The 9,840-nt window shown below is 65.4% G+C and carries 9 protein-coding genes and 1 tRNA gene; 5 read left to right on the top strand and 5 right to left on the bottom strand.

What is annotated here, in order from left to right; translation table 11 throughout:
• Positions 1 to 80: 80 nt before the first annotated feature.
• A complete protein-coding gene (locus QX039_RS15945) occupies positions 81 to 617 on the bottom strand; it encodes a hypothetical protein (RefSeq protein WP_409998842.1) in 537 nt (178 codons plus the stop codon).
• Positions 618 to 785: 168 nt separating this feature from the next.
• On the opposite strand from QX039_RS15945, the gene QX039_RS15940 reads away from it, so the two are divergent.
• Complete coding sequence (locus tag QX039_RS15940) at positions 786 to 2,684, top strand: acyltransferase family protein (RefSeq protein WP_315737546.1); 1,899 nt, start codon at positions 786 to 788, stop codon at positions 2,682 to 2,684.
• Between the two features lie 6 nt (positions 2,685 to 2,690).
• Here QX039_RS15940 and QX039_RS15935 read toward each other — a convergent pair whose 3' ends face one another.
• Positions 2,691 to 4,571 (bottom strand): acyltransferase family protein, encoded by a 1,881-nt coding sequence (locus tag QX039_RS15935; protein WP_315737547.1) that lies wholly within the window; start codon positions 4,569 to 4,571, stop codon positions 2,691 to 2,693.
• Positions 4,572 to 4,941: 370 nt separating this feature from the next.
• Between QX039_RS15935 and QX039_RS15930 the strand changes: the two genes are divergently transcribed.
• From QX039_RS15930 to QX039_RS15915, 4 genes are all read left to right on the top strand, one after another.
• Positions 4,942 to 5,733 carry a hypothetical protein gene (locus QX039_RS15930; protein WP_315737548.1) on the top strand — a complete coding sequence of 264 codons (792 nt, stop codon included), beginning with the start codon at positions 4,942 to 4,944 and terminating at the stop codon, positions 5,731 to 5,733.
• Between the two features lie 158 nt (positions 5,734 to 5,891).
• Positions 5,892 to 6,512 (top strand): TMEM175 family protein, encoded by a 621-nt coding sequence (locus tag QX039_RS15925; protein ID WP_315737549.1) that lies wholly within the window; start codon positions 5,892 to 5,894, stop codon positions 6,510 to 6,512.
• 417 nt (positions 6,513 to 6,929) lie between these two features.
• A tRNA-Gly gene (locus QX039_RS15920) sits at positions 6,930 to 7,003 on the top strand.
• Between the two features lie 99 nt (positions 7,004 to 7,102).
• Complete coding sequence (locus QX039_RS15915; protein ID WP_315737550.1) at positions 7,103 to 7,570, top strand: hypothetical protein; 468 nt, start codon at positions 7,103 to 7,105, stop codon at positions 7,568 to 7,570.
• Between the two features lie 76 nt (positions 7,571 to 7,646).
• Here the strand turns inward: QX039_RS15915 and QX039_RS15910 are convergent, their stop codons facing one another.
• The 3 genes from QX039_RS15910 to QX039_RS15900 all read right to left on the bottom strand — a co-directional run bounded on the left by QX039_RS15910 (position 7,647) and on the right by QX039_RS15900 (position 9,790).
• Positions 7,647 to 8,285, bottom strand: a complete 639-nt coding sequence (locus QX039_RS15910) for a hypothetical protein (protein ID WP_315737551.1) — start codon at positions 8,283 to 8,285, stop codon at positions 7,647 to 7,649.
• A 141-nt stretch (positions 8,286 to 8,426) separates the two neighbouring features.
• Positions 8,427 to 8,750, bottom strand: coding sequence for a hypothetical protein (locus QX039_RS15905; protein WP_315737552.1), 324 nt, complete (start codon positions 8,748 to 8,750; stop codon positions 8,427 to 8,429).
• A gap of 83 nt (positions 8,751 to 8,833) precedes the next feature.
• A complete protein-coding gene (locus QX039_RS15900; protein WP_315737553.1) occupies positions 8,834 to 9,790 on the bottom strand; it encodes a LysR family transcriptional regulator in 957 nt (318 codons plus the stop codon).
• Between the last annotated feature and the right edge of the window lie 50 nt (positions 9,791 to 9,840).

Raw genomic sequence — 9,840 nt, 5'->3', positions numbered from 1 at the left:
GCTTGGGACAAGCAGAAGCAAAGGGCCGCCCATGAGGTGGCCCTTTTCTCAGGGAGGCGGCGTCGCCGATGCGCTGCGGCTCAGATCTTCTGCCCCGCCGGCCCGACGCCGACGTTGATCATGATCCGCTGCACTTCGGTGCGGCCCTGCGGGAACTTGACCTCGAGCGTCACCGTGTCGGTGCCGGCGAAGTCGGCCCTCGACTGATAGAAGGCGATGGAGCCCGGCACCTCCAGGGCGAGGCACTGCTTGTAGTTGGTCGCGCTGACCTTGCCGCGCTTGATCGTGACGGTGCCGTTGCCCGGCGCCGTCAGCAGACGGATGGAGGGAAGGGGGCCGGACGAGCAGTCGGGCTGGACGTTGAGATAGATCCCGACCTGGATCGGCTTGCCGGCGACGCCCTTGGCGTTGCGTTCGACCGTGGTCTGAGCGGGACCGGGCGCGGGAGCAGGCGTCTGGGCTTGCGCCGCGGCTGCGGTGGCTGCCGCCAGCAGCGCCGAGACGGCTATTCCCGCGAACGCTGCCCGCCATTCTCCTCGCAACAGGTTCATCACCGTCCTCAGCCCCGCATGGTCCCTCAGCGCCGCCAGATTGCCGTATTCGAGCTGATCGTTCAACGGATTGCCGAACTTGCGGCCGACTTCAGCAAACTTCCTTCACGTCCGCCACGGCATCGCCGGCGCGGTGTCATCGGATGGGTCCGATGACGTCATGACTGTTTCCTGCTGTTGCCATTCGTGTCTGCGCAACTCGTCCGCCTCGAGGAATGCGCGGAGTGGACGACATTGGAACGCAGTCATCGGGCTGACATCGATGCCCTTCGGGCGATCGCTGTCGTCATCGTCATTCTCTTCCATCTGAAGATCACGGGTTTCGAGGCCGGCTATGCCGGCGTCGACATCTTCTTCGTCATCTCCGGCTATCTCATCACCGGGCAGATCCTGCGCGACGTCGCCGCGCAGCGGTTCTCGCTGTCGGAGTTCTATCTGCGCAGGGCACGGCGCATCCTGCCGGCGCTGGTCACGACGACAGCGGCGACGTTCGCGGTCGGCTGGCTGTTCCTGTCGCCGGAGGCCCTGCGCCAGCTCGCCAAGGAGGCGACCCACGGGCTGCTCTCCATCGCCAACATCCAATATTGGCGCGAGGCCAGCGCCTATTTCGCGCCGAGCGCGGATCAGTTGCCGCTGCTGCATTTGTGGTCGCTGTCGGCGGAGGTTCAATTCTACGCGCTGGCGCCGCTGCTCCTGATGTGGGCCGGTACGCGTCGGCATGTGTTCCGTGCCATTGCGGCGATCGGGTTGTTGTCCTTTGCCGCGGCCGCACTCTGGTTGCCGCGCGATCCAGAGGCGGTGTTCTTCCTGACGCCGTTCCGGGTGTTCGAATTCGCGCTCGGCGCGCTCGCCATTCCGCTCGAGGCCCGCCTGGCAGCGTCGCCGCGCGCACGCTCTCTCGCCGCCGCCTGCGGCGACGTTCTGTTGTTCGGCAGCCTTCTCCTCATCGGCAGCCATCAGTCCCAGGCAGGCGTCGCCGCGCTGCTGCCCTGCATCGCCACAGCCGTCATCATCGCGGCCAATGCCCCGACGTCGCTGGTGATGGCTCGCCCGGTTCGCGCCGTCGGCGCTGCGTCCTATTCGCTCTATCTCGTGCACTGGCCCGTGATCTTCTTCGTCCGCTTCATCTTCGGCGATGCGGCGCAGACCGCGGCGGGACTGGCGGCGCAGCTCGCGCTGATGGCGGTGCTGACCACGCTGATGTTCGTCATCGTCGAGCGGCCGCTGCGGCGGCTGCCGTGGCCGAGGGTCGCGCAGGTGGCGAGCTTTGCGACCGTGCTCATCGTGGGTGCCGCGCTCACCCATGTGACGTTCCGCGCCAACGGCGTCGTGTCGCGACTGCCCGACGACCAGCTCGCGCTGTTCCAGCTGCAGGGCTTCGGCCTCAACAAATGCGGCCGCACCTTCGGCCGTCTCTGCGCGTTCGGCGATCTCGACGGCACGCGCGGCGTCGAGCTGCTCGGCGATTCCTACGTCCAGCAATATGTCGCCGCGCTCGATGCGACGCTGAAGGCGCGCGGCATGATCGGGCACGTCTCCACCATGAGCGGATGTCCCACGCTCGCGGGGCTCACCGCGGAGGGACCTCGGGCCCAGGTGTGCGCAGAGTTGCGCGACAGCGAGCTGCCGCGGATCCGGCAGTCGCAGGCCGATTTCGTGGTGATCGGGCAGGCGTGGCAGCATTATCTCGATCTCGGCGATGGGCCGGCAGCGCAGGCCCGCAACGCCGCGGTCGCCGCTCATCTTGCCGAGACGATCCGTCTGCTCGACCGGCCGGGCCGGCATTTCCTCGTCGTCGGCGGCCAGGTCCGTCCGGTGAATTGCGCCTTCGATCAGCTACGCATGCTGCCGGGGCCGCGCTGGCATGCGCCCGCCAAGCCGTGCGATGCCGTGCCGAAGGGCGAGGCGGTGGCGACCAACCGCATCATCGATGCCGTCCTGTCGGAGGCGATCAGGCCGTTGGCCAAGGTGACGCTGCTCAGGCCCTCGGAGGTCTATTGCGACCAGGATTGCCCGGTCGTGGAGGGTGGCGTGTGGCTGTTCCAGGATGCCGGCCATTTCACCGTGGCAGGGGCCCAGCGCATGGGCGAGCGCGCCGCGCCGGTGTTCGCGAGGTTCTTGTCGGACGATTAGGTGGCGCTATTCGCTCTTGGGCGCGAAGGGCGCGAGTGTGGGCGAGGCCGCGACGATGCGCGCGGCGGCAAGCTCGGACCCTTGTGCGGTGAAATGGCCGTCGTCCCAGGCAAGCGGTGCGCCGCTGGATGTCTGCAGAACGCAATCCTTGCCGGGGCAGAGAAGAGTGAGCAGCGACACGTAGTCGGTCTGCGGGAAATCCTTTAGCAGGGCTTGCAGAAAGCCGTCGATGCCGCTGAACGTATCCAACATGTGCCCGTCCGGGGAGATGCCGAAGCGTGATGCCGCGATGAGGAGATCCGGCAGTGGACGATCGAATTGCGGGCTCGGCCCGATCACCACCACGCGGCTGCCGGCCCGCGTGATCGCGTTGATCGTGGCGAGCAGGTTCTCGCGTGCGGTGGGCGCCATGGCCGTGCGCGTCCAGTTGCCAGACAGGATCACGATGTCGGGCGCGAGAGCGCGCACCAGTCCGGGCAGCCGGCCATTGAAGTCGGCGCAGGCGGCCGATTGTCCCGGCTCGTCGTGGGGAATGCATTGCGCTAGCGTCGCGCGCAACAGCGTAGCTTGAGGTAGCGCGCGCCTCAGGCCGTGAGCGAGGTGTGCGGCATGGCTGTCGCCCCACAGCAGGATGTTGGGGCGCGTCCCTTCGACGAGGCAGGCAGGCTGCAACATGTCGAACGTCTGGCCCGGGTAGAGGAAGCAGGTCCCCTCCTCATAGACGGTCTTGTGGTCGTAGCTCAGGAAGTCGACCAAGGCCCGCTGCTGCGGCGAGAAGCGCGCGGGGAAACCCGCGGACCAGATCATGATCGCGCAGGCCCCGATCGCGGTCGCGCCGATCGCCATGAGCGCACGTGCGGTGACCGGCCATGCGGCACGTCGGGCGGGCTGCTCGATCAGATAGAAGCTCGTCAGCGCCAGCGTTGCGCAGGCGCCGAGCAGCGCGAGCTTGTCCATGATCGAGCTCGGCGGGCCCCAGATGGCGGCCGCGAACGAGACCACTGGCCAGTGCCAGAGATAGAGCGAGTAGGACCACAGCCCGACCATGATCATCGGCTTGAAGGCCGTCAGCACGGCCTTGCTCGGGGTGGGATTGGCCCAGATCACCGCGGCCGCTCCGAGGCAGGGCAGCAGCGCGGCGACGCCGGGATAGGGCGTGCGCGGCGAGAACACGTTGGCGGAGGCGCCGAGCGCGATCCATCCCAGCGCGGCCACCGCGATCCTCATCCACTGTCCGCGGAGCGCCGGAACGGACTCGACGGCAAGCAGTGCTCCAAGCGCGAGCTGCCAGGCGCGCGCCGGCAGCAGATAGAACGCGGCCGCCGGCTGGATCCGGGTCTGGACCACGCAGAGCAGGAGCGAGACCGCGCAGACGGCGCCGAGGCTCGCCAGCATCAGCGAGCGACGGAGCGCAAAGACGGCCAGCGCCAGCGCCGGAAACAGCAGATAATACTGCTCCTCGACGCCGAGCGACCAGGTGTGGAGCAGCGGCTTGGTGATGGCCGCGGCGTCAAAATAGCCCTGTTGCAACCAGAACAGGATGTTGGAGCAGAAGGTCAGGACGGCCAGCGCCTGATGGGCGGTTGACACCGTCTCGCGCGGCAGCTGGATCAGGCTCGCACCGAGCAGTGTGGCGCAGACCATCGCGAACGCCGCGGGCAGGATGCGCCGGGCGCGGCGCCGGTAGAAGGCAGCGAACGAGAATGTGCCGGCCTGCGCCTCGGCATGAATGATCCGCGTGATGAGGAAGCCCGAGATGACGAAGAACACGTCAACGCCGACATAGCCGCTGCGGAACGGCGAGATGTCGTAATGGAACGCGATCACCGACGTGACCGCGAAGGCACGTAGGCAGTCGATGTCGGGACGATAGTCAGTCGAACTCAAGATGGCCGTCCGCAGGCTCGTATGCGCTGCCGTCGTGAATGGCCGAGCCGCGGCGCGTGCGACGGACCCTGGCACGCTCCAATTGCAACTGCAATGCGGGACGCCAAACACTGTCCGGTCGTGCAAACAGGACACAATGCCATCGAATTGACATCGCAGCGGGAATCCGCGGCTTGCCTTCACAGACTTGCCTCAATGGCGTGATGGCCTTGTCGGAGTTCATGCGTCGAGCGAGCGTGTCATGCGTACATTGGGGCGGAAGGCCGGCCGGGCCGGATTGTTGTGCGGCGTTGTTCTATTTCAGATTGCAGTTGGCGTTTCGCTTGCGCGAAGCGCCGAGCCGGGCGGCTCCTCACCATCCGCAGGCGAGGTGGCCAAGGATCAGGGCAAGGACAGCGGGCCGTTCGGCGGATGCGAGCCGATCGGGTTGACGGCGTCGGGCGAGCTGGTGTTCCCGCTGGAATGCAAGAAGCTGATCAAGAAGCCGGCCGAGGCGCCCGTTGCCGAGGACAAGATCCCTGCAGACGACAAGACCGCGTCGGTCAATCCCGGGCCGTCCGTTCCGAGCCAGGCTGCCAGCGCCGACATTTCGGCCAGTGCCGAGGTCAAGCCTGTCGCGGCTGCGGAGGCGGCTGCGACGACATCCGCCGCCTCGGCTGAGCCGAAGCAGGCCGCAGTTACGGACAAGCAGGATGCGGCTCCGAAGGCCGCCGCAGCAGAGCCAGTCGCCGGCAAGCCGTCCCTGACCAAGCCGTCCGTGAAATCGCCGTCGACGGCGGCAGCAGCGACCAAGCCGTCCTCTGCCAAGCCGTCCTCTGCCAAGACGGCCGCGGCCAATCCGCCCGCGACGACGCCATCCCCAGCCAGGGCCTCATCGGGCAAGCCGTCATCCGGCAAGGCGGCCCAGGCGCAGGCCGTTGTGGTCGCCGTCAGGGATGCAGCGGTCAAGGATGGCGGCAGGACATCGCGCATGGTCGCCAGCCGGCCGATGATCGTGATGGCGAGGCCTGCGGCCGCAACCCCGACCGCGGCCCGGCTGCATCCGGAGGACAAGCCCCGGCTGCGCACAGCGGGTGTGCCGGCCTGCGTCCAGTTCCGCAGCTACAACCCGGCGACGCGCAGCTATCGCGGCTTCGATGGCCACATCTATGCGTGCCGGTGAGGGCTGACGCTCGATCGCCGATTGTGGTCTGGAGGGTGGCGAGTGAAGTGACCGCTGCCGCCCAAGGGCGGCAGCGAGGTCGGGCGGTGCGGCGCCGGAGCTGCTATAGAACGTGAGGCTTCATCTCCGTTCCCCGCCGCGGTCGCTTCCGATTCGACATGACAGAGCCTCAGTCCCACCTGTTCGAGATGCGCCGGCTGGAATCGCTGTCCAACACCATCTTCGGTGTGGCGATGACGCTTCTCGCCTACGACCTGCCGAAGCCCAATTTCGCGCATATGCCCGGCTGGATCGACCTGGCGCATACCTATTCCGGCCGTCTCGCCGGGCTGGTCCTCAGCTTCATCATCGCCGGCGTGTTCTGGATCAGCCACCACCGGCGGCTGGCCCGGCAGCCGTTTGCGGGCCGGCCCGTGGTCATCCTGAATCTGTTCTTCCTGTTGTCGATCGTGCTGCTGCCGGTGACCAACGGGCTCTACGGCGGCTACAGGCTGAGCAGCGCGGTGGCCGTCCTCTATGGCCTGCATCTGACGATCATTGCGTCGCTGAACGCCGCGCTGTGGTGGCTCGCGCTTCCAAGCGGCCGCCATGCCGAGATCGCCGGCGCGATCTTTCCCGTCATCGTGTTCGTGCCGGGCATCGTGATCGCAGCGCTTGCACCGGAGTACGTGCAGTATTTCTGGATGCTCGGCTTCGGCGGCTTCCTGGCGCGGCGGTTCGTCCGCAGTGAGCCGGCGCCCCCGGCACCGTCCGCCGGGGAACGGGCGGAGGTGCCATAAAAAACGCGGCGAGCCGTGAGACCCGCCGCGCTTCCGTTCTTGAACTCGCTGGTCCAGGGCCGAGACCGCCCCATTGCCAAGCCGCGATGGCGCAATCCGCTGACGAATCACGCCCTTAAACGTCGCTCATGAAGAGCCGCTCAGCGGGCGATCCCAGCGAGGTGACAGCGCTTGGTGAAAGACACTGGATCACCTCCTTTCGTTGTTGATGGTCACGCCAATATAGGACGGTCCGGCCGGCGAGGGTAGGGGGCAGATTACGGAACCGGGCCGCCGCCGGCGTGCCGCGGTCTCGGTGTCGCGCGCTGCCATCGCTTCGGGCCGTTCCATCAGGCCAGATCCGGGACCCATCCGCTTCGAAACCCCGCCCCGAAGAGGTTGAGACCCGCCGCGGACCATGTTAGGGAACGCCGAGATGCGGGTGTAGCTCAATGGTAGAGCAGCAGCCTTCCAAGCTGAATACGAGGGTTCGATTCCCTTCACCCGCTCCAGTATTTTCAGCCACTTAGCCAAAGGTAGGTTCTCTTTGGTGGCAAGTATGGTGGCAACCATTTTACCTGACGATTCATTTTCAAATAGAACACTGATCCATGAGAATCATGCTGGACAGTAATGTGCATGATCTGGTTGCGGCCGATCAGGTTGTGATCGGAGCGATTCAGGAGCGCATCGCGGACGGTCAATTGACGCTCGTTAGCACCCACGTTCAGCGCGATGAGCTGTCGCTGGCTCCAGAGCCGAAGCGCGCTGCTTTGTTGGAGATATACGGACTGGCTGGGAAGGTATCGACAACCGGCGCAATTTGGGACGTTTCAGAGTGGGATGAATGCAGTTGGGGCCGCAATGCAGTCAACGCCTCAATCGTCGCGCACATGGCAGGAAATACGAAGCACGCGGAAGACGCGCTGATAGCTGCAACGGCTGCGGACGAGTCTGATGTTTTGGTAACAAACGAAACCCGGCTCGCCGCAAGAATTCATCGCGCCGGGTTTTCGGTCAAGGTTTGGTCGTGGAGTGAATTCGTCGGGTGGTTGACTGTTTGCCGGCCCGAACTGTGACCTCTTACTTGTTAGCCGTCACCACCGCTGCGTCAACGCCAGCCAGCATGACGCCGCACTAGATTTGGCCTGGTCGCTACGAACTCCACGTCAGCCCTTTAGCTGGTAGCCAACCTTCCCAATCCGGAGGCAGTTGGGAATAGCTCGCTTGTCTTCTGTAGCTCCCAACGACGGGTATCAGGTTGTCGCAGGAGCAGAACTTGTCGACGACAGCTTCCTTGATGGCATGAGCGGCTCTCTTTCCCAGTCTGGCTTCTTCGCTGCGGAACCTTGTCCAAAGCAAGACTTCGATGAACTCATGGACGAGAACGCTGTTGAAATCCAATCCCTTCATTTCCGGATAGCTTACGACCAACCGCGGCGCCATCGATGCGCCATTGTGCGACCCGCCCGGACCAAACTTGGTGACATGGACGCGCACGACCTTTGGCAACTGTCGCGTAAGCTGCGCAACGAAATCGGAAGCAAATCGATCCTCCACCCGCCGCCATGGCTGCACGACGCGCTCCAAACTGGCGCCCGGCAAGTCGTGACGCACGATCGCGTCGCGCAGTCTCTCATCTGAAAACTGAGCTATACCTTGCTCGATCTCCGCTTTGAGTGCATCTGGCCAGGTCACATCATATTTCTCGGTTCGAAAGAATTCGAGATTTCCAAGTTGGAAGCGGACGTGTGAGGCCTCGTCTTCGATCGTTGAAGAAAAGCGGAACTCCATGATGGCTACCTTCGTGAAACGCCAGTTGAACGACCGTCGACCGGAGCCGACGTGCCCCGATGCAAGGGTTCAATTCCCTTTATTTCAAATATTTCCAGCTCCGAGAAGCCGTTGCAGCGTCGGTCACATTGGCCGAATCGCCTAGTCGCAAGAGACGCGGTTGCCCATCCGTCGGCACGTCCTGCCGTCGCTGAAATAGGTCGTGTTTCCGATCGTATGCGCCGACGTGCCGTCGCTGTAGTAGGTGTGGTTGCCGATCTGCTGCGAGCTACTGCCGTCGTTGTTGTAGGTGAAGCGCCCGATCTGCTGTGACGAGGAGCCGTCGTTCCAATAGGTGTTGTTGCCGATCCGCTGCCCCGAGGTCCCGTCGTCGCACAGGATCTGGTTGCCGATGAACCGGCAGGTCTCGGCCTGGGCCGCTGTCGCCGCCCACAGGCCGAACGCGATCGCGAGAACGTTGCGCATGAGGTCGATTCCCGAGGTTGCAACATCCAATCGCAACCCACGTGCGAGCGCAACGGAAAACGATCCGCGGTGATCTGCGCGGATCAACGTCCGGCGCCGCGCGTCCTGGTCTTGCCGGCGGCTCCGCCGACCCGGAACGCCCGCATCTGGCCACTCAGGAAGCGCAGCAGGTGACCGGCGGCATGCGGCAGCTCGCGGCCGCGCCGGGTGATGACGCAGGCTTCGCTCGAGGCCAGCAGGCGGTTGTCGACCGGCACGGCAGCGAGTGAGCCGTCGGCAAGATCGGCGGCGATCGAGAAGGCGGGCAAGAGCGTCAGGCCGAGGCCGCTCTTGACGAAGTGGCGGAGCACGTTGATCGAGCTGGTGGTCAGCTTCGGCGACAGAGCGATACGTTCGGCGGCCTCCGCCATCGCCACGATCTGGCGCGTGCCGTAGCTCGGATGCATCAGTCCGAGCGGGTGGTCGGCGAGCTCGCGCAGGCGCAAGGGACGGCCGAGCCGCGCCAGCGCGTGATCCGGCGGCATGATCGCGCACAGCGGCTGCCGGCTCGCGGTGGCGATCCGGATGCGGGGATCGGCGCCCGGATTGAACACCAGCCCGATGTGATGGCGATCCTCGGCAACGGCATTGACGACCTCGTTGGTGCCGGCGAGATCGAACGCCATGGTGAGGTCGGGATGGCGCTGCCAGAACCGGCCGAGCGGGCCGGACATCAGGTCGCTGACGAAACCCTCACCGAGCACGATGTCGACATGGCCGCGCTTGAGGCCCTGCAGTTCGCGCAACTTCGCGACGGTGTCGGCCTGGTCGGCCTGCCATTGTCGGAAGCGCTCGACCAGCAGCGCGCCGGCCTCGGTGGCGCGGATGCCGCGGCTGAGCCGCTCGAGCAGGGTCAGGCCGAGCTCCTTCTCCAGCAGTGCGATCTGCCGGCTGATCACCGACGCGTTGACGTCGAGCGCTTCCGCGGCGGCGCGTACCGAGCCGAGGCGGATCGCCTCGTGCAGATAGTGCAGGCGGTGGTGATCGAGCAGGGCGGACATGGCTTCGGAAACTGTTGACCTCAGGGCAACACTAGCGGCGGAGGGCGCTG

This window comes from Bradyrhizobium sp. SZCCHNR1043 (genome assembly GCF_032489675.1).
GTDB lineage: Bacteria > Pseudomonadota > Alphaproteobacteria > Rhizobiales > Xanthobacteraceae > Bradyrhizobium.
The sequence above is the reverse complement of the archived record's forward strand: the minus strand, read 5'-3'. Positions and strand labels throughout refer to the sequence as shown.

Excerpts from the sequence above, each read along its gene's own strand:
- QX039_RS15905 (WP_315737552.1), bottom strand. The coding sequence starts at position 8,750 with ATGCGCAACGTTCTCGCGATCGCGTTCGGCCTGTGGGCGGCGACAGCG.
- QX039_RS15900 (WP_315737553.1), bottom strand. The coding sequence starts at position 9,790 with ATGTCCGCCCTGCTCGATCACCACCGCCTGCACTATCTGCACGAGGCG.
- QX039_RS15910 (WP_315737551.1), bottom strand. The coding sequence starts at position 8,285 with ATGGAGTTCCGCTTTTCTTCAACGATCGAAGACGAGGCCTCACACGTC.
- QX039_RS15915 (WP_315737550.1), top strand. The coding sequence starts at position 7,103 with ATGAGAATCATGCTGGACAGTAATGTGCATGATCTGGTTGCGGCCGAT.
- QX039_RS15925 (WP_315737549.1), top strand. The coding sequence starts at position 5,892 with ATGACAGAGCCTCAGTCCCACCTGTTCGAGATGCGCCGGCTGGAATCG.